The organism is Winogradskyella sp. MIT101101, from assembly GCF_047126865.1.
GTDB lineage: Bacteria > Bacteroidota > Bacteroidia > Flavobacteriales > Flavobacteriaceae > Winogradskyella > Winogradskyella ouciana.
In genome coordinates, this window is record NZ_CP138982.1 from 1860068 (window position 1) to 1879614 (window position 19547).

Below are 19547 nucleotides of genomic sequence, written 5' to 3' on the forward strand. Positions count from 1 at the left end.
TAAGGACAAAGCAAAATATCTTGCATCTTTGATATGCTATTAATCAATTATATAACCTTGTTTCACTATTGCAAATGCAAAAACTGAAACGAGGTTTTTTTGTTTAAATAAAGTTTAAGGTTTTTTGTTTTGAATTGATAATTCCTTCCGTAGAAACATTCATCCATTTAGACAATACGGTTGCATAAACTGATCTAAAGTCAATTTCATATTTTAAATCCCCATTTGTATCTAAATCACTGAGGCTTGCCAAGCTATTGTAGAATCCTGCTTTTTTTAGATTCTTGCCTATGATAAACACATTATTAGCGGCTCCGTGGTCTGTACCATTTGCTGCGTTTTGTTTAACACGCCTTCCAAATTCAGAAAAGGTTAAAATCAATGTGTCGTTAAAAGTTCCGTTTTGTTTTAAGTCCTTTACAAAGGCCGAGACGCTTTCTGCATATTGTTTTAATAGCCTTGCTTGTTTATTTTGCTGATTGGCGTGCGTATCAAAGCCGCCTAACGAAGTATAGAACACTTTGGTTTCTAAACCAGAGTTGATAAACTGTGCCACATTTTTAAGTTGTTTGGCAAATTTATTCTGAGGATACTCTTGTTGAGACAACCTCACTTTGGTGTTTTCGTAAATATACTTGGCAGAAGATTTGGCCTCTATCATAGTTTGGTAGAGATAACCCAAATTGTGTTCACTTAAATGCGCATCGTTGTAATGGTTAAGCACATTCTTAAAATAAGGGTCTTTAGCCGTTCTGTATAAAACTTTATAATCATTTGTGGCAATACCATTAAAATGCTCGCCTTTCATTGCTAGACTTAATTGCTCGTCCATTTCAATGGCGTTGTATGGTTTTTTACCATGTGCATCGAGATAACGTCCCAGCCAACCACTCTGCAAATACTCGTCAGAATCACTTGCAGTTTGCCAAATATCCATGGATCTAAAATGCGAACGTACAGGATTTGGGTAACCTACATTATTTAAAATGGATAGTTCACCATTGTCGTACAGCGCTCTTAATGGTAATAAACTCGAGTGAAAGCCTAAATCATCATTCAGCTTTATGATGTCTTTTGTTATGGCTAAGCGTGGTCTGGCATTGTAATAAATATCGTTATTGTGTGGAATAATAGTATTTAGTCCGTCGTTACCACCAGCAAGCTGAACTATAACCAATCGTTTGTAACCCAATTGTGCGGCAGCTACAGACTCAAAGGCCTTTACAAAACTTGGCACAAAGAACAAGCTGCTCGCCAATGCTGAATCTTTTATAAATTTTCTTCTATCCATAACTAACACATTTGGTATTCTGGTAATGACATTAACTGAATACAGTAATCTTGTTTCGATTTTTTGCTTAGCGATTCTAGATAATCAGCCGTGCCTTTATTTAAGTTGCCTTGAATGATATATTCATGAAGGTTTTCTGTTTCAATAGAGTTGAAATTGTCCAAGAAAGCTTCCCAGTTTGGCAAAGTCTTAAAAGGCAATTTATCTTTGCTTCGCTTAAAGTATTTCTCTCTAAAACTGTCATTGAAATCACCATGCTCTTTTAGTGAAATAACAGCATTGTTAAACAACAACGATGCTAGTTTTAACCTAACCATAATAGTATTAGCATCTATCCATGCCTTATCGCCTTTCCATCCTGCTACGTTTGGCGGATCCAATAAGGTTTGCCCGAGAAGTTTTTGAATTTTTATAAGATCTTTTTTATTCTCAAATTCAACAGGAATGGTATTTGCCATACCTACCAAAAACTCAATTGGTGATTTTATTTTCGCTCCTATATTTACTTCATCATAAAACCAGTCTGACATAAATACGAAGCGTATTAGGTTTTCGATATTATAATCCTTAAAAAACACATCTGCCATAGCTTCAATATGGTTTTTATTGGGTACTGGATTTACAAAATAGCGATAGATTTTATCTGAGATGAATAGTGCACATTGTTTGTTTTCCAATATAATATCGATTATATCGTCACCATCAAACTTACCTATATGTCCTAAAAATGTCTTGGATTCATTGTCGTGCTGAAATTCTCTAAGTCTAAAACTCCCATCAAAATCATGGTTATAACCTGTAAACGCCCTTGCACTCTCTTTAATATCTTTTTCGGAATACTGTCCTTCGCCTAGAGTAAACAATTCCATCAACTCACGTGCAAAATTTTCATTGGGTTTATGCTTTCTGTTTTGTTTTCCGTTTAAATACCTCAGCATGGCAGCTTCTTTAGAAATCGCTTTTACAAAGGCTCTAAAATCACCCAAGGCATAATATCTCATCGTATTATTGTATTGCTGTGCATATTTAGGATTTCGATCTCTACACACAAAGTGATTGGCCCAAAACAAAGTCATGCGTTCTCTTAGTACCTCTTTTGGTTGTATTAACTGTTCAATCCATTTATAATTAAGTTCTAGTATAGACTTGATGTTTTTTTCATTGATTTCTTTGGCTAAGGATGGATATTTTTTAAAATCCATAGGATTGATCCCATCGAGATAAGACAGGTCTATATGTGTGGGAGAAATGGCCTCAGAATTTACAAAAAGTGCATCCACAACATCCTTTCTGCTCTTAGAATTCGCAGTATACACTTTTGGTAGCATCCCGAAACCTGCACGCCAGTATAGATGCTGAAGTTCTTTTTGATTCATGTGAATTAGACTAAGTAAGGGCTTTATGGTTTAATTGTAACAATTATTATGCCCAAAAAAAAGACCCTTTCATTATGAAACGGTCTTAAATCACTTTTATTAAACCAATGCCCTACAAATCAAACTTAATGCCTTGCGCTAATGGCAACTCATCTGAATAGTTTACAGTATTTGTCTGTCTTCTCATATATACTTTCCAAGCATCAGATCCAGACTCACGTCCTCCACCTGTTTCTTTCTCACCACCAAAAGCTCCTCCAATTTCAGCACCTGAAGTTCCTATGTTTACGTTTGCAATTCCACAATCAGAACCAGCGTAAGACAAGAATTTTTCTGCTTCTTTCATTTCATTGGTCATAATGGCTGAAGATAAACCTTGAGCCACACCATTTTGTTTTGCAATGGCATTTTCAACCTCTCCAGAATATTTCATTAAGTATAAAACTGGCGCAAATGTTTCGTGCTGTACAATTTCAAAATCATTTTCAGCTTCAATAATTGCTGGTTTTACGTAGCAACCACTTTCATAACCTTCACCTTCTAATACACCACCTTCAACCAATACGTTTCCGCCTTCAGCTTTTGCTTTTTCGATCGCAGCTAAATACGTATCAACGGCATCTTTATCGATTAAAGGACCTATATGGTTCTTTTCATCTAAAGGATTTCCAATTGTTAATTGCTTATATGCACCAACGATGGCATCTTTAACTTTATCGTAAACGGATTCGTGGATAATTAATCTTCTGGTTGATGTACAACGTTGTCCACAAGTACCAACAGCACCAAAAACAGCACCAGGAACCACCACTTTTAAATCTGCAGTTGGTGTAATGATGATGGCGTTATTTCCTCCTAATTCCAACAACGATTTTCCAAAGCGTTCAGCAACAGTCTTACCAACAATGCGTCCCATTCTAGTAGACCCAGTAGCAGACACTAAAGGAATTCTAGAATCCGTGGTCATAAATTCACCTACTTTATAATCGCCATTAATAATACAAGAAATACCTTCTGGCATATTGTTGTCTTTTAAAACTTCAGCAATAATATTTTGACAAGCTACTGCACATAATGGTGTTTTTTCAGAAGCTTTCCACACACAAACATCACCACAAACCCATGCTAATGCTGTATTCCATGCCCAAACAGCGACAGGAAAATTAAATGCCGATATAATACCAACAACACCAAGTGGGTGCCATTGCTCTCTCATAACGTGTCCTGGACGTTCAGACGGAATCGTTTGTCCGTTCAATTGTCTTGATAACCCAACAGCAAAATCACAGATATCTATCATTTCCTGAACTTCACCATAACCTTCTTGCAAAGATTTTCCCATTTCATAAGACACTAACTTGCCTAATGGTTCTTTCAACGCTCTTAATTTGTTTCCAAACTGACGTACAATTTCACCACGTTGTGGCGCAGGAATATCTCTCCAAGTTAGAAATGCTTTAGTAGCAACATCCATCACCTTGTCATAGTCTTCTCTAGTTGTTGACTTTACTTTTCCAATTAATTGACCATCAACAGGCGAATAAGATTCAATAATTTCTCCGTTAGAAAAATTATTAGACCCTGTTGAAGATCCTTCATTTATATCTTTTACACCTAATTGTTGAAGTGCTTCTTTTATTCCGAAATCGGTAGCTACTGCTTCCATATATGTTTAAATTTTATGAATTATTAAATTTTGACGCGAAGTTACTAATAATTTGTTAGTTAGTCGAAGCTCAACTCTCTTAAAATATGTAACTTTAGGGCGCTTATAAATCATATTCAATCATGAAGAAAATCATTCCTTTTATCCTAGTATTATTTCTTTGCTTTGCTTGTAAAAATGAAAAATCATCCATTGAGACTGCACAAGCAGAAACAACCAACGAAATGAATTCGGAAAAACCAGAATTCGCCATCATTATCCATGGAGGAGCTGGTACAATTTTAAAAAAGAACATGACGCCTGAAAAAGAAGCCGCCTATAAAGCTAAGCTTGAAGAAGCCATTAGAGTCGGTTACGAAGTGCTGAAAAACGGAGGAACCAGCTTAGATGCAGTTACCAAAACCATCAATGTAATGGAAGATTCACCACTTTTTAATGCGGGCAAAGGTGCAGTGTTCACCAATGCAGAAACCAATGAACTCGATGCGTCTATTATGGATGGAAAAACCTTAAACGCTGGAGCTTCGGCTGGCACAACAACCGTTAGAAACCCCATTGATTTAGCTAGGGCTGTTATGGATAATTCAGAACACGTGATGCTTTCTGGAAAAGGTGCAGAAATCTTTGCTGAGGAACAAGGCTTAGCCATTGTAGAACCCTCTTATTTCTTTACTGAAAATAGATTTCAATCCTTACAACGCATTAAGGACAGAGAAAAAACAGAATTAGACCATGATGCTAAAACGGCATTTTACGATCCAACCATTAAAGATTCAAAATTCGGGACGGTTGGTTGTGCAGCATTAGATAAAAATGGAAATCTCGCCGCAGGAACTTCAACAGGAGGTATGACCAACAAACGTTATGGTAGAATTGGTGATGCTCCGATTATTGGTTCTGGTACATACGCTAACAACGAAACTTGTGCTGTATCGAGTACAGGTTGGGGTGAATATTTTATAAGAGCACAAGTGGCGCATGATATTTCGGCACTCATGGATTACAAAGGGTTAAGCCTCAAAGAGGCTGCAAAAATTGTATTGGACAAAGTTGAAGATTTAGGTGGTGATGGAGGTATTGTTGCTGTAGATAAAAATGGTAATATGGTGGCTGAGTTTAATACCGCTGGTATGTATAGAGCAACCCTGAATGACAAGGGTGAGTTGGAAATTGGTATTTATGAAAAGTAGAAAGATTTAATTCCCTTCTTGGGAAGGGATTAAGGGATGGGTGCAAAATGAGAAAAATAATACCATATAATCCTAAACTAGTCGCATTAGCAAAAGAACTTCGCAAAAATATGACTTTGGGTGAAGTAGCTCTATGGCGAGAAATAAGTAACAAAAAAATTGGAGTAAGATTCAGTAGACAAATACCAATCGATAATTTTATTGTCGATTTTTATTGTAAAGATTTGCAACTAGCTATTGAAGTTGATGGTTCAATTCATTTTAAAGAAGGACAGGAAGAGAAAGATAAACTTCGACAACAAAAACTTGAATCCTTAGGTGTAAAATTTATTCGCTTTAGTGATTGGGATGTCAGAAATAATCTTAGTTGGGTATTAAGAGAAATTGTAAAAGAGATTGATGGTTTACAAACCCATCCCTAGCCCTTCTCAGGAAGGGAACTCAAAACAATAATATTAATCACAACAATTCCCCTTCCGGAAGGGGATTAAGGGGTAGGTGTTATTTTGATTTGTAACATTTCATTATCTTCATACACATATAATTAACCAACCTCAACTACAACCATTTACCTAATTTGCTTTCATAAAGAAAGTAAATGATTAAATTTTTTAGGCGAATCCGCCAACAACTATTATCCGAAAACAAATTTTCGAAATACCTCATCTATGCAATTGGTGAGATTATACTCGTCGTTTTAGGGATTTTGATTGCTTTACAAATAAATCAAAATGCAGAGAACAAAAAGACTGATAGTACCAGACAAGACTATTACGTACAACTATTAGAAGACCTAAACAAAGACAAGCAGTTTACAAATGAGATCATTAAATTGTTTGAGAAAGATAGGAAGGAATACAACACTTATCTAGAAATATATTCCGCAACTGATTTATCACCATCACAAGTCTATGATCATCTCATGACATTAAATATAATCTCTACACCATTGTCATTCAATTCAAACACTATAGAATCCTTACGTAGTAGTGGTGAAATTATTTTAATTCCTTTAACTATTAGAAATAAGCTCATTGATGTATTTCGATTTCAAGAAGAAATATTAAAGAACAGTGAGTTTTCCGATAAAGGAAAAAATAATATGCTTCAGGACTTAGGTATTTATAGAGGAGCATCAACATTAGATAGCAGACTTAAAAATCAACCTCAACTAAAATCTTATTTAGAGTTTGATGAAAATATGCCACAAATTATTTTAGGATTGGATGCGGTTCAAAGGTGGAAGGAAGTCTCAGAAAATGACTCAATTACTTATTTAAAGTTAATGGCCGAAGATATTGATGTAGTTATTGATATGATTGAATTAGAGATAAAAAAACACGAAGACTAGTATGATAAAATTCTTCCGTCAAATAAGATACAACCTCATGGAGCAAAATAAAACTGGCAAATATTTCAAATACGCCATTGGCGAAATCATCCTTGTAGTGATAGGAATTCTCATTGCAATACAAATTAACAATTGGAATGAAAATCATAAAATACAGAACGAGGAAAAAAAGATCTTATTAGCGCTTTTAAAGGAATTTCAGAATAGTAAAGATGATTTTATTGAAACTACAAATACCAACGACACCATTTTTAATCATGTTCATGAAATATTTAAGCACACGGGCAGTAAATGGGATGGCAGTCTGAGCAGGCAAGCATCAGATAGTTTAATAAATAGGTTATTAGCCGGATCTACTGCAGATATTAGCACAAGTTACTTGGAGGAAACTTTAAATACCGGAAAAATAAAGATCATTCAGAATGAAGACTTACAGTTTATGCTAAGCAATTGGAAAATAGAATTAATAGATCATAAAGTAGAGACTGAGGCCAGAACACGCGAACTTTTATCAAATGATATTTTTCCCTTTGTACACCAAAATTACACATTGTACATTGGGAGGGTAAAAACAGTAACGGATACACCATCTGGATTTATAACTGATTACACCAAAATATATCAAAGCCAAGCCTTTGAAAATTACGTTTTACTAAGATTACACAGACTACGTTATACCAAAAAAGAATACCAAATTCTTATAGACCAATGCGACGAAATTATCTCGTTAATCCAATCTGAATTGAAAAAGCAATGATTAAATTTTTTAGACATATTAGATACAATCTCATGGAAACAGGTAAAACAGGCAAGTACTTCAAATACGCTATAGGAGAAATTCTACTAGTAGTAATAGGAATTCTAATTGCGCTACAGATTAATAATTGGAATGAAAGCCGAAAATTAAATAACAAAACCCATGGCTATATAGAAAGTCTTCAGTCTGATTTAATTAGAGATACAACAAATATAGATAAGCATATAGCAGTAGGTAAATCTCAACTACTGGAAATTGAGAAATTTAAATCGTTTTCAACTCAAAGTACTGTTTCTATTCAACAAAAGCTTGACAGTTCACTAAATCTCAACACACCCTTTTATCGTTACTTTCCCATCAATCAAATATTTTTGGACATGCAATCTTCTGGTAATTCAGCATTGCTAACCGAAGAACAACGACGCGCTTTAATTGATATTGGGTATTTACAAAATAGATTGGTAATAGCCAATGATAAGATTATAGAAATAGCCATTGGAGAACTTAGTGCACGAAATAAATATATTACAGAAAATAATGATTTTTATAAGTCCCATGGTATAGAACCAGATAAAAACACCCTCATTAAAGCACTATTACATCAGCACAATCGTCTGCAAGAAATGGAAGAACTTGCCTATGTCATGGAGCGCTTTGGAACAATGATAATAAATAAATCAAAAGAAGCCCTGTTATTACTAGAACAATTATAATTAAGAATGAAAAGCTTTTTAAGAAAAATAAGATATGACCTTATGGGTACAAAAATAACAGGTAAATACTTAAAATACGCAATTGGCGAAATCATTCTTGTGGTCATTGGGATTCTTATTGCTCTACAGATTAATAATTGGAATGAAAACAGAAAGTTAAATTTAAAATTAACAAAAAGCCTCAAAGAAATAAGACGCAATCTTGTGGGTGATAGTATCCCTATTTTTTATGTATTAAAAACACAGCGAAAAGACGTAAAAATGCAAAGAGAGCTTATAGCAAAGTTAGAATCCAAGGAACTTTTAGACAGCAGTTTTAATGAACATTTTGGTAGAGTTTTGATTATGCGCCGAATCCTACTGGTTGATAATGGCTATAATACTCTTAAAAAATTAGGAATGGAGCAGCTCAAAGATGATGCCTTTGAAAAACAAATCGTTAGATACTATAATATTTTGTTGGGTAATCTCAATTCAGCTACCCTAGACGACGAAACAGAATTTTTAACTGACTGGCGACCCTATTTGATAAATAATTTCAAGGACTGGAAATTTGGTGAGTATGGCATACCTAATGATTACCAAAACCTCAGTGATGATTCACGACTTTTAATGATGCTGAAAATGAACCTTGGCAATAGGGAATCTACGCTACAAAGTTTTGAAATTATTCAAAAAGATAACACAAAACTTATAAACGCAATTGATAATTATTTAAAGGAATGATAAAGTTCTTTAGACAAATAAGATATAAATTAATGGAAAAAGGAAAAACTGGTCGCTACCTCAAATACGCCATTGGTGAAATTGTCCTGGTGGTTATTGGAATTCTTATTGCCCTTCAAATCAATAACTGGAACGAAGAACAAAAACAAAAACGACTAGAGATTGCTACACTAAAAGAAATAAAAAGCAATCTGGAAAAAAATATTTTGTGGCTAGAAGAAAATGCAGACTATTGTTTGAGCTTGAATGAAGCAATCACTCAAATTCTGAGTTTCTGTGAAAACCAAACACCATATAGACCTGAAATGGATAGTTTATTTTCATTGTTTCATGTCTATAGCAATATTAGCTTTGAGCGTACCGCATATGAAAATTTAAAAGTTGTGGATGCAAATCTCATTTCTAATGATAGTTTAAAAAATGCTATCAGCAATATCTTTGAGATTGAATTAAAACATTTCGATCCATATATTCAAGCGAGAAACGATCGATATAACGCTAATGTAGTATTACCACTTCAAAATAAATATTTCTCACGTCATTGGAAGGCCAAAAATCTTAACTCAGGTTTACATCCTATAAATTATGAATCCATGATTAAGGATGTTGAATTTTTTAATATGTGCACAGAATTGGCTTACAGAAGAAAGCAAACAGCAATAAATTCTAGAAATAGTGCCCAACGTTTAAAGCAAGTGGTTCATAAAATCAATGAAGAAATACGTCTAAATAAATGATTAAATTCTTCCGAAAAATACGTTATCGAAACAAAATTTTGCTTTTGCAAAATCAAAGGTCTTGTAGACCTTTGGTGAAGATAGCCGCTTGCGGAAAAAACAGAAACAAGAAATATGATAAAGTTCTTCAGACGAATTAGATACCAGCTCATGAGTAAAAACAAAACTGGACGTTACTTCAAATACGCCATTGGCGAGATTATCCTTGTAGTCATCGGCATTCTTATTGCATTACAGGTGAACAATTGGAATACCAATAGAGTCGATAATAGTAATGAAGAAAAAATTCTATTAGAGCTTAAAAAAGGATTGCAATTAGATAAAGAGAAAATGGAAGTACAGCTAGTTAAATGCAAACAAGCAGTTCGCCAAATGAAAAAGTTGCAACAGTTGCTTCAAGATAAAACCTATCCTTACTCAAAATCTCTAGACAGTCTTTTTGGAGAGGTTTATGGAATTCGTAAAGTATTTTTAAATAGAGCATTCTACGAAGACCTTAAAGCCACCAGCCTAAGGATTATAAAAAACGATGATATACGTCTGCAAATCGTTCAACTTTTTGAAGAAAACTATGTAGAAATGCGCGATGTATTTTCCGTGGCCGAGCCATCAATAAATGAGGTGACACGCCCTTATTATCTGCAAAATTTCAACAACATCAAACTATGGACCTCAGCCACACCCAATAACTTTGAGTCAGTATGGAAAGATACCTATTATGAGAATATTGTGGCCTATCGCATTCTGAGCCTTGAAGTCAATCAATTAGATGTCTATAGCAAAACCATACCAGTAATTCAAAAATTAGTGGACGATATTAATTCATACTTAGAATAGTATATTTAGATATGATTAAGCTCTTCCGAAAAATAAGATACAACCTCATGGAAACTGGAAAAACATCTCGCTACCTAAAATACGCTATAGGCGAAATCATCCTCGTGGTAATTGGAATTCTCATTGCTTTATCAATTAATAATTGGAACACTACCAACCAGGCTCATAAGTTAGAGTTGGGTATATTAAACGAACTTAAGGAAGGTCTTAAAAATGATCAAGACTTATTAAAAAACACGTTTAAAAAAGACGAGAATGACCAAAAGGTACTACTTATTTTAGATTCTTTATTAAAAAATCCGAAACATCCTTATTCCAAAGATATGGACACCTTGTTTGGCAAGGTATATGGCATTAGGAATGTAAGACTCAACCATGCATTTTACGAAGATTTAAAGTCCAGTGGATTACAAATCATACGTGATAAGCATTTAAGAGCCCAAATCGTAGATCTGTTTGAAAACAACTATCGCCTTCTGGAAACCTTTCTGGAAAACGAACGTAGTGTTAACCAAGTTGTGAGGCCTTATTACCTTGATAATTTCATCGCATTGGACTTTCAAGATTCAGCAACACCAATAGACTATCAAAAAATTTGGATTGACCATAAGTATAAAAATATTGTTCACTACAGAATCATAACATTAGAATTTAACCAAATACAGGATTATCAAAACACCATAGTTGCCATTGAAAATTTAATAGAAAAGATTAATAATTACATAAGTCAATGATTAAATTCTTCCGAAAAATACGATACAACCTTATGAGTGAAAACAAAACAGGAAAGTACCTTAAATACGCCATAGGTGAAATTATCCTTGTTGTTATTGGGATATTGATTGCGCTACAGATTAATAACTGGAATGATAACAAAAAAGATAAAAGGTTAGAAGAATATTATCTCTCCAACCTCCGTGAAGACTTAAAATCTGACTCGGTTAAACTTGCAGCCTTGGTTCACGTTTTTGATGTAGCCGTTTATTCAAAAGAGAAATTGATCAACTATGCCCAAGGAAATCATCAAAAAGAAGATTCATTAGCTATATATTTAAAAAACCAAATTAACTTTGTTAGTGACTTTACACCAAACACCACTACAATAGACGAGATAAAAAATAGTAGTCACCTCAATATCATTTCAGACAATTCAATTCGACGGAATCTTGTAAAATTATATAATACATATGATAATCTATCCATTAAACTTGCTCTTGGTACCGAAAAGCAGCAAAAAATGGTGGATTATTTCAATATTCATTTAAGCCGCCTAGATAAACCGACTAAGGAAGAAACAATTGAGATTATGTCTGGTAATTTTTTACCTAACCTAATTAGAACCAATTATTTATATACCCAATCTAACAAAGTAAAAGAAGCTTATAATTTATGTTTAATGTCTATTAATTCTATAAACAATATTTTAAATGATTAAACTCTTCCGAAAAATACGTTATCGAAACAAAATTTTGCTTTTGCAAAATCAAAGGTCTTGTAGACCTTTGGTGAAGATAGCCGCTTGCGGAAAAAACAGAAACAAGAAATATGATAAAGTTCTTCAGACGAATTAGATACCAGCTCATGAGTAAAAACAAAACAGGTCGCTACTTCAAATACGCCATTGGCGAAATCATCCTTGTGGTTATTGGGATTTTGATTGCCTTACAGGTGAACAACTGGAACCAAAATCGTTTGGCAATCCAAAAGGAAAAAGTGTATTTGGAAAACTTAAAAAAGGAATTAACAAACAATATAAGATTGCTTCAAAAAACCGACTCGGTTTATTCAATACGAAAAAAAAATACCATAAGGGGACTGGAACTATTTAAAAACAATCCTTCTATTAAAGATTTTGGTGTCATAGATTCATTAGTACGCACCAATTGGACAACTTTTGAGGTCAGTAGAAGTACGTTTGACGAAATGCAGAACAATGGTAGCCTATATTCACTACAAAACAAATCACTACGAGAACAGTTAATCAGTCATTATATATTAGGGGAAAGATATATAAGTGCATTTTCTGAAATTAACAGCAATGGTCAGGATATTGCATACAACAAGGATATATACCCTCTATCTCTTCTTTTGGATAGATTAAAACAATCACCTCAAAAACTTCAGGATATAGATACAAGTTGGATACATAGACCCAATTCTAAAATATATACAGGGTTTTTTAGAAAGGCGGAATATTATAAAACCACTAATAAAATTAGAAGAAGGGTCATTGCAGATTTTATTGAAAGCTGTAAAAAACTTATCCATACTATAAATTCAGAATTAGAAAATTAAGATCAGTGATTAAATTTTTTAGACATATACGTTATAAGCTTATGGAAACGGGAAAAACAACACGCTACCTCAAATACGCCATCGGTGAAATTATTCTTGTAGTTATTGGTATTCTCATTGCACTATCAATCAACAATTGGAATGAACAACGAAAAGAAAATGAGCAAGCTGTTAATTTTTTAAAACGTTTAGTTCCAGAAATGGAGAGCAATATTGATGAAATAAACAAAAATATAGCACGCGTTGATACCATTGGAAACAGCGCAAGAGCATTGTTAAACATGTTCCACGAACCCAATGTAGAAGACCTAAATAAAGAAGAGATAAATAGAGCTATTAACAATGTTCTAAAGAGTACTGGTATTGACCTTAAAATGGAAACTCTAAGTGAAGGTATTAATAACGGTAGTGTTGCTCTAATCCCATCAGATACATTACGAAATAGATTGTATAGTTGGCGTACCATGGTTGAGGATATTCAACATAGTGAAGCGATAAACAATGAGGATCTTAACAGCTATTTAGTCCCTTTTTTATATGATAATTTCAACTGGAGACAAATGGACTATCAGTTCTCTTCTTTTGAAAAAGACACTAAAGGTTCTGCATTTAATACAGAATTCAGAACTATTTTTCTCAGTCAAAAATTTGAAAACCTTATAGATAACAGGTATTTCTACAACTACAAGATTAAAGAAGATTTTGAAGCATTGTTGTCTGAGTTAAAAGAAACAAAATCGGTATTGTTAAAAACCCTTGAAGCTAATGATTAAATTCTTCAGACATATCTTTAGTACTTTCCCTTCTGGAAGGGGATTAAGGGGTAGATTACTTCAATTAAAACCTATTATCCTTAACTTTAAGAACAATTTAACAATAGCCCAAAGTCTAAACGTTTAAAAACTGGCGTAAATATTTAACAAGAAAGCACCTACTCTCTCTTTTTTAAGTCGAAGTTTTACCTTTAAATTCATCATCATGCACACCAAAAAGCACCTTGTCCTCCTATGCCTTTTCTCAATCATTTTTTCCTGTAAAAAGAAACCTGTTGAAACCGATAATATTTTTAAATACAGAGATTATATCAGTTATACAACTTCTGGACATGTATCTGTTGAAGAGCCAATTAGGATTAATCTTGCGCAAGAAGTAGTGGCCTGGGAGGCAGAGCAAGAGCTAGATGACAAACTGGTGAAAATGCATCCTTATGCACAAGGCACTTTAAAGACCATCAATAAGCACACCCTTTTATTTACACCAGACGAACCATTAGAGCCAAATACAGAATATACGGTCACCGTTAAACTAGATGATATTTACACCAACATTCCCAAAGATTTTGAGTATTACACCTTTAAGTTTAAAACCATAAGACCTAGCTTCAACATTATCACCAACAACCTACAATCCTATAGCAAAGAATGGCAATATGTATCAGGTGTGTTGCAGTCCGCAGATGTTATTTCACTTAATGATGCCAAAAAACTGGTATCGGCTTCACAAAACAAAAATGAGCTAAATATTGTTTGGTTAGAAAATAACGAACGTTCAAAATATTTCGAATTCAAAATAGACAGCATTCAACGCTACATTGAAGACAGCAAGGTCAACGTAAGCTGGAATGGCAAAGCCATAAAAGCAGATAATAAAGGTGAAAACTCAATCGACATTCCAGGAAAGAACAATTTTACTATTGTAGAAACCAACGTGATTCAAAATCCAGAGCAGTATTTATCCATTAATTTTTCAGACCCACTAAAAAAGCAGCAAAACTTTGCTGGTTTGGTCACCATTCAGAATGTGAAGAATCCAAAGTATATAGTAGATGGCAACGTCTTAAAAGTTTATCCAGACAATAAATTAGTTGGAGATATAAAAGTTGATGTCTTTACAGGAATCAAAAACACAGATGGTTTCAAACTCAAAAATGCATTTACCCAAACCCTAACGTTTGAAGAATTAAAACCACAAGTACGTTTGATAAGTAATGGTTCTATTTTACCAAATTCAAAAGACTTAAAATTCAATTTTGAAGCGGTTAACTTGAGTAAAGTCGATGTAAGAATCATTAAAATTTATGAAGACAACGTATTGCAATTTCTTCAAGAAAACAACATCAATAGCAACAACGAATATCACATAAAACATGTTGGCCGTCGTATTGCAAAAGAAACTATAACCCTTATTCAGACAAAATCTCAAAATACAGGCAAATGGAAAGCTTATAGCATTGATTTATCTAAATATTTAACTGCTGATCCTGGTGCTATTTATAGAGTAGAATTGAGTTTTAAGCGCGATTATTCGCTATACGATTGCACATCAAATTCCGAAACGACTGAAGTAGAAGAAGACGATTATTATGATGACTATTACGACGATTACTACGAAGAGGATTTTTATGCTACCAATGATATCAGTGAAGAAGAGCAAGAACTAAGAGAAGAACGCTATTGGGATAATTTAACCTACAATTACAGAAATAATAATTACAGATATCGCGACAGAGACAATCCATGTACAGCATCCTATTTTAACTATGGTAACAGAACGGTTGCTGCAAACCTAATCGGTTCAGATCTTGGTGTGATTGCAAAGCAAGGTAATGACAACACTTACTTTTTTGCTGTGACCAACATCTTGTCTACCAATCCAGAGTCAGGCGCTAAAGTCACCTTATACAATTACCAGCAACAAGAATTGGCAAAAGGCATCACAAATGGTGACGGAATTTTAGAAATTGATGCGAAAAAACGTGCGGCTTTTGCTATCGTTTCAAAAGGAAAAAATGTGAGCTATGTAAAACTGTTGGACGGTAATTCGTTATCTCTAAGTAAGTTCGATGTGTCTGGTAGCAGATTGCAACGAGGCCTAAAAGGCTATATCTATGGAGAACGTGGAGTTTGGCGACCAGGTGATAGTTTGTTCTTAACTTTTGTGCTGAATGACAAAGCCAATGAACTACCAAAACGTCATCCTGTAAAATTGGAAATCACAGACCCAGTTGGTAAACTTGTTTATAGAAAGATCTCTGTGGATAACATCAACAACTTTTATGATTTTAAGGTACCAACCTCATCCGATTACAAAACCGGAAATTACAATGCAAAAGTTTCTGTTGGTGGTGCTAATTTCACGAAAAATTTAAAAATTGAAACGGTAAAACCAAATCGTCTAAAAATTAAAATCGATTTTGAAGATGATGTGCTGACCAACAACAAACCATTACAAGGAGACCTTAATGTGGCTTGGTTACATGGTGCACCAGCAAAGAACCTAAAAGCTGAAATAAAAGCAAAATTCACAACCACAAATACAAGCTTTAAAGGGTACAAAAACTATATTTTCAATGACCCTACAAAACGATTCAACACCGAAGAAACCAATGTTTTTGAAGGTTATTTAGACGCGAACGGAAATGCGAAAGTAGATGCAAAGCTTAATATTGGCAAAAATGCACCAGGCATGTTAACCGCTCAATTTTTGGTAAGAGCTTTTGAGAATGGTGGTGATTTTTCACTCGACGCATTCACAATGCCTTACGCACCTTACGAGAGTTTTGTTGGTTTGCGTTCACCAGAAGGGAGTCGTTATGGTTCTTATTTTACAAATGAAAACCACACTTTTGATATCGCAACGGTTACAGCTGAAGGCAAACCCATTCAACGAAAAAAACTAGAAGTCAAAGTTTATAAAATTGAATGGCGATGGTGGTGGAATTCGTCTTACGATAACCTATCAAGTTACGTATCTAGCAATTACCACAGACCTGTTCAGCAATATGAAATCGATACAGATACCAATGGAAAAGCTAGTTTTAAAGTCAACATTCCAGAAAACGACAGAGGTCGTTATTTAATCAGAGTGGTTGATCCTGTGAGTGGACACGCTACTGGTCGTACGGCTTATTTCTATAAAAACTGGTGGTCCAACTCGCCAGCGGGAGATAAGGAAGCCGCTAAAATGTTGGTCTTCTCAACCGATAAAGACAACTACAATGTTGGTGACACTGCAAAATTAACGTTCCCATCTGGTAGTGAAGGTAGAGCACTCGTTAGCATTGAAAATGGTACTGAAGTGTTGCAACACCAATGGATAAAAACAAGCCCAGGTGAAACCACAGTCGATATTCCTGTCACGGCCGAAATGGCACCAAACGTGTTCATCAATATTTCATTGTTGCAGCCACACGCTATCACGTCCAACGATTTACCGATTCGTTTGTATGGCGTCATTCCTATGATGGTAGAAAATCCTGCAACGAAGTTAGAACCACAAATCAATATGCCAGATGCTATTAAACCAGAACAATCCTATGAAATAAAAGTATCTGAAAAGAACAACAAACCAATGACCTATACCATTGCTGTTGTGGAAGAAGGTTTATTGGATTTAACCCGATTTAAAACACCAAACGCTTGGAATAGTTTCTACGCTCGTGAAGCTTTAGGCGTAAAAACCTGGGATATTTTCGATGATGTTATTGGAGCCTACTCTGGCAGTATAGACCAAGTTTTCGCCATTGGTGGAGATGGTGCTGCCGCTAAAGGCAAAAACAAAAAAGCGAATCGGTTTAAACCCGTTGTGACATATCTAGGGCCTTTTTTGTTGAAGGAAGGGCAGTCCAAAACACATCAGCTTAAAATGCCAAACTATGTTGGAGCTGTTAGAGCAATGGTTGTCGCTGGCAATAACAATAAAGAAGCCTATGGTAGTGCCGAAAAATCAGTACAGGTTAAAAAGCCACTCATGGTTTTGGCCACCTTACCTCGTAAGTTGAGTCCAGGCGAAAAAGTAACACTTCCTATTACCGTTTTCGCTATGGAAAATAAGGTTAAGAATGTCAATCTATCATTAAAACTCAGTGACGGAATCACCGTAAAAGGCAATAAAACTCAATCACTACAATTCAGCAAACCGGATGAAAAAATGGTCTATTTTGAATTGGATGTTACCAAAGCAAAAGGCATCAATACCATTGAAGTTGTTGCAACAGGAAATGGCGAAAAATCAACCTACAAAGTAGAGATTGATATTGAAAATCCGAACCTAATGACCTCTCGTGTTATTGATAACGAACTGCAGGCCAATGCAAAAGAAACTGTTAGCTTTAACACCTTTGGAGTGCCTGGAACAAATTCAGCAACGGTAGAGTTTTCAACCTTACCACCAATGGATTTTTCGAGACGTATGGCTTACCTTATTCGTTATCCTCATGGTTGTGTAGAACAAACCACATCTGGTGTATTTCCGCAATTGTTCTTGGCAGAGATTTTCGATCTAACGGATAAAAAGAAAAAAGAAGTACAACGTAATATTGAAAATGGGATTAGAAGATTAGGAGGTTTTCAAAATGCTGATGGCGGATTGGGTTATTGGATGGGAGAAAACACAGCCAATGATTGGGGAACAAGTTATGCTGGGCATTTTATGATAGAAGCCGAGAAAAAAGGATTTGTTTTACCATTAACTTTCAAAAGTAACTGGCTTGCCTATCAAAGACAAGCTGCTCGTAATTGGCGACCGAGTTACCGTGTATACCATAGTGATTTAGCACAAGCGTATCGACTTTATACCTTGGCCTTAGCTGGTAGTCCGGATTTGGCAAGTATGAACCGATTGAGAGAGTTTGATGAAATATCAAATGATGCTAAATGGAGATTGGCTGCGGCTTATGCATTGGCTGGTCAAAAGGAAGCCAGTGAAGCGATTTCAAAAACGGCTAATATCGATTTTCAGCCACCACAATCCAACGCTTACACTTATGGCTCACTACATAGAAATAGAGCTATGGCATTAGAAACCATGTTGTTGACCAATCATCCTGAAAAAGTAGAACTCGCGAAGAGTATAGCAAAATCATTATCTAGTGACCGTTGGATGAGTACACAAACCACAGCATATAGCTTATTGGCCATGGGAAAACTGATTATGCAAAATGGTGGTAAAGATTTAAAACTGACCTATAGTATCAATGGTAAAACCGAAACCATTGATACTAAAAATGGCATCGCACAGCGCAACATTCCTATAAATGAAGGTTCAAATCAAATTGTGATTACCAATGAAAGAGATAATCTGGTTTACGTAAGAATTCTCAATTCAGGAAAATTGAAACTCGGAGAAGAATTAACTGAACAACGTGGATTGTCCATTTCAACAGTCTATAAAGATTTACAAGGCAACAAGATTGATGTGACCAAGTTGCAACAAGGACAGGATTTTGTAGCAACGGTTAGCATTTCAAACTTAACCAGTAATAACGTAAATGATGTGGCATTGACTCAGATTTTCCCATCTGGCTGGGATATTGTGAATACAAGATTTACCGATTTTGGAGATACCACAGTAAGCCAAGCCAGATATACAGATATTAGAGATGATCGCGTTAACTTCTATTTCGACATGAATAGAAAAGGAAAGTATGGCACTAAAACATTCACCGTAATGTTGAATACATCTTATTTGGGTACCTATTATTTACCTGGCGCACAAGCCGAAGCCATGTACGATAATGATGACTACTTGGTGAGGAATAAAGGTAAATGGGTTACAGTAGAAAAATAACATAAAAGATACTGTCATTGCGAGGAATGAGGAACGAATAA

The 19547-nt window shown here is 34.8% G+C and carries 16 protein-coding genes; 13 read left to right on the forward strand and 3 right to left on the reverse strand.

Annotation, left to right across the window (positions count from 1 at the left end; translation table 11 throughout):
• Window positions 1-103: 103 nt before the first annotated feature.
• The 3 genes from SIB89_RS08460 to SIB89_RS08470 all read right to left on the reverse strand — a co-directional run bounded on the left by SIB89_RS08460 (window position 104) and on the right by SIB89_RS08470 (window position 4333).
• Window positions 104-1291, reverse strand: coding sequence for a DUF1501 domain-containing protein (locus SIB89_RS08460; RefSeq protein ID WP_412559443.1), 1188 nt, complete (start codon window positions 1289-1291; stop codon window positions 104-106).
• A gap of 2 nt (window positions 1292-1293) precedes the next feature.
• Window positions 1294-2667 carry a DUF1800 domain-containing protein gene (locus tag SIB89_RS08465; RefSeq protein ID WP_412559444.1) on the reverse strand — a complete coding sequence of 458 codons (1374 nt, stop codon included), beginning with the start codon at window positions 2665-2667 and terminating at the stop codon, window positions 1294-1296.
• A 112-nt stretch (window positions 2668-2779) separates the two neighbouring features.
• Window positions 2780-4333, reverse strand: coding sequence for an aldehyde dehydrogenase family protein (locus tag SIB89_RS08470; RefSeq protein WP_412559445.1), 1554 nt, complete (start codon window positions 4331-4333; stop codon window positions 2780-2782).
• Window positions 4334-4455: 122 nt separating this feature from the next.
• Between SIB89_RS08470 and SIB89_RS08475 the strand changes: the two genes are divergently transcribed.
• The 13 genes from SIB89_RS08475 (at window position 4456) to SIB89_RS08535 (ending at window position 19506) form a co-directional block, all read left to right on the forward strand.
• Complete coding sequence (locus SIB89_RS08475; RefSeq protein WP_412559446.1) at window positions 4456-5523, forward strand: isoaspartyl peptidase/L-asparaginase family protein; 1068 nt, start codon at window positions 4456-4458, stop codon at window positions 5521-5523.
• Window positions 5524-5570: 47 nt separating this feature from the next.
• A complete protein-coding gene (locus SIB89_RS08480) occupies window positions 5571-5945 on the forward strand; it encodes an endonuclease domain-containing protein (RefSeq protein ID WP_412559447.1) in 375 nt (124 codons plus the stop codon).
• A 176-nt stretch (window positions 5946-6121) separates the two neighbouring features.
• The gene (locus SIB89_RS08485; RefSeq protein WP_412559448.1) at window positions 6122-6874 is read left to right on the forward strand and encodes a hypothetical protein; all 753 of its coding nucleotides are present in this window, start codon (window positions 6122-6124) and stop codon (window positions 6872-6874) included.
• Window position 6875: 1 nt separating this feature from the next.
• On the forward strand, window positions 6876-7631 hold the full coding sequence (locus SIB89_RS08490; RefSeq protein ID WP_412559449.1) for a DUF6090 family protein: 756 nt from the start codon (window positions 6876-6878) through the stop codon (window positions 7629-7631).
• On the forward strand, window positions 7628-8344 hold the full coding sequence (locus SIB89_RS08495) for a DUF6090 family protein (RefSeq protein ID WP_412559450.1): 717 nt from the start codon (window positions 7628-7630) through the stop codon (window positions 8342-8344). Before SIB89_RS08490 ends, SIB89_RS08495 begins: the two co-directional genes overlap by 4 nt.
• Window positions 8345-8386: 42 nt before the next feature.
• Window positions 8387-9070, forward strand: a complete 684-nt coding sequence (locus SIB89_RS08500; protein ID WP_412559451.1) for a DUF6090 family protein — start codon at window positions 8387-8389, stop codon at window positions 9068-9070.
• A gap of 32 nt (window positions 9071-9102) precedes the next feature.
• Window positions 9103-9807 (forward strand): DUF6090 family protein, encoded by a 705-nt coding sequence (locus SIB89_RS08505; RefSeq protein ID WP_412559452.1) that lies wholly within the window; start codon window positions 9103-9105, stop codon window positions 9805-9807.
• A gap of 114 nt (window positions 9808-9921) precedes the next feature.
• On the forward strand, window positions 9922-10644 hold the full coding sequence (locus SIB89_RS08510; protein WP_412559453.1) for a DUF6090 family protein: 723 nt from the start codon (window positions 9922-9924) through the stop codon (window positions 10642-10644).
• Between the two features lie 11 nt (window positions 10645-10655).
• Complete coding sequence (locus tag SIB89_RS08515) at window positions 10656-11378, forward strand: DUF6090 family protein (protein ID WP_412559454.1); 723 nt, start codon at window positions 10656-10658, stop codon at window positions 11376-11378.
• Window positions 11375-12079: a DUF6090 family protein gene (locus SIB89_RS08520; RefSeq protein ID WP_412559455.1), complete on the forward strand. Its 705-nt coding sequence runs from the start codon at window positions 11375-11377 to the stop codon at window positions 12077-12079. The genes SIB89_RS08515 and SIB89_RS08520 overlap by 4 nt, the downstream gene beginning before the upstream one ends.
• Before the next feature lie 110 nt (window positions 12080-12189).
• Entirely contained in the window at window positions 12190-12939 is a 750-nt protein-coding gene (locus SIB89_RS08525; protein WP_412559456.1) for a DUF6090 family protein, read from the forward strand.
• Between the two features lie 41 nt (window positions 12940-12980).
• Window positions 12981-13712 carry a DUF6090 family protein gene (locus SIB89_RS08530; RefSeq protein WP_273289285.1) on the forward strand — a complete coding sequence of 244 codons (732 nt, stop codon included), beginning with the start codon at window positions 12981-12983 and terminating at the stop codon, window positions 13710-13712.
• Window positions 13713-13917: 205 nt separating this feature from the next.
• Window positions 13918-19506, forward strand: a complete 5589-nt coding sequence (locus tag SIB89_RS08535; protein ID WP_412559457.1) for an MG2 domain-containing protein — start codon at window positions 13918-13920, stop codon at window positions 19504-19506.
• Window positions 19507-19547 lie beyond the last annotated feature (41 nt).

Coding starts and splice junctions, on each gene's coding strand:
- SIB89_RS08460 (WP_412559443.1), bottom strand. CDS start 1,291: ATGGATAGAAGAAAATTTATAAAAGATTCAGCATTGGCGAGCAGCTTG.
- SIB89_RS08465 (WP_412559444.1), bottom strand. CDS start 2,667: ATGAATCAAAAAGAACTTCAGCATCTATACTGGCGTGCAGGTTTCGGG.
- SIB89_RS08470 (WP_412559445.1), bottom strand. CDS start 4,333: ATGGAAGCAGTAGCTACCGATTTCGGAATAAAAGAAGCACTTCAACAA.
- SIB89_RS08475 (WP_412559446.1), top strand. CDS start 4,456: ATGAAGAAAATCATTCCTTTTATCCTAGTATTATTTCTTTGCTTTGCT.
- SIB89_RS08480 (WP_412559447.1), top strand. CDS start 5,571: ATGAGAAAAATAATACCATATAATCCTAAACTAGTCGCATTAGCAAAA.
- SIB89_RS08485 (WP_412559448.1), top strand. CDS start 6,122: ATGATTAAATTTTTTAGGCGAATCCGCCAACAACTATTATCCGAAAAC.
- SIB89_RS08490 (WP_412559449.1), top strand. CDS start 6,876: ATGATAAAATTCTTCCGTCAAATAAGATACAACCTCATGGAGCAAAAT.
- SIB89_RS08495 (WP_412559450.1), top strand. CDS start 7,628: ATGATTAAATTTTTTAGACATATTAGATACAATCTCATGGAAACAGGT.
- SIB89_RS08500 (WP_412559451.1), top strand. CDS start 8,387: ATGGGTACAAAAATAACAGGTAAATACTTAAAATACGCAATTGGCGAA.
- SIB89_RS08505 (WP_412559452.1), top strand. CDS start 9,103: ATGGAAAAAGGAAAAACTGGTCGCTACCTCAAATACGCCATTGGTGAA.
- SIB89_RS08510 (WP_412559453.1), top strand. CDS start 9,922: ATGATAAAGTTCTTCAGACGAATTAGATACCAGCTCATGAGTAAAAAC.
- SIB89_RS08515 (WP_412559454.1), top strand. CDS start 10,656: ATGATTAAGCTCTTCCGAAAAATAAGATACAACCTCATGGAAACTGGA.
- SIB89_RS08520 (WP_412559455.1), top strand. CDS start 11,375: ATGATTAAATTCTTCCGAAAAATACGATACAACCTTATGAGTGAAAAC.
- SIB89_RS08525 (WP_412559456.1), top strand. CDS start 12,190: ATGATAAAGTTCTTCAGACGAATTAGATACCAGCTCATGAGTAAAAAC.
- SIB89_RS08530 (WP_273289285.1), top strand. CDS start 12,981: ATGGAAACGGGAAAAACAACACGCTACCTCAAATACGCCATCGGTGAA.
- SIB89_RS08535 (WP_412559457.1), top strand. CDS start 13,918: ATGCACACCAAAAAGCACCTTGTCCTCCTATGCCTTTTCTCAATCATT.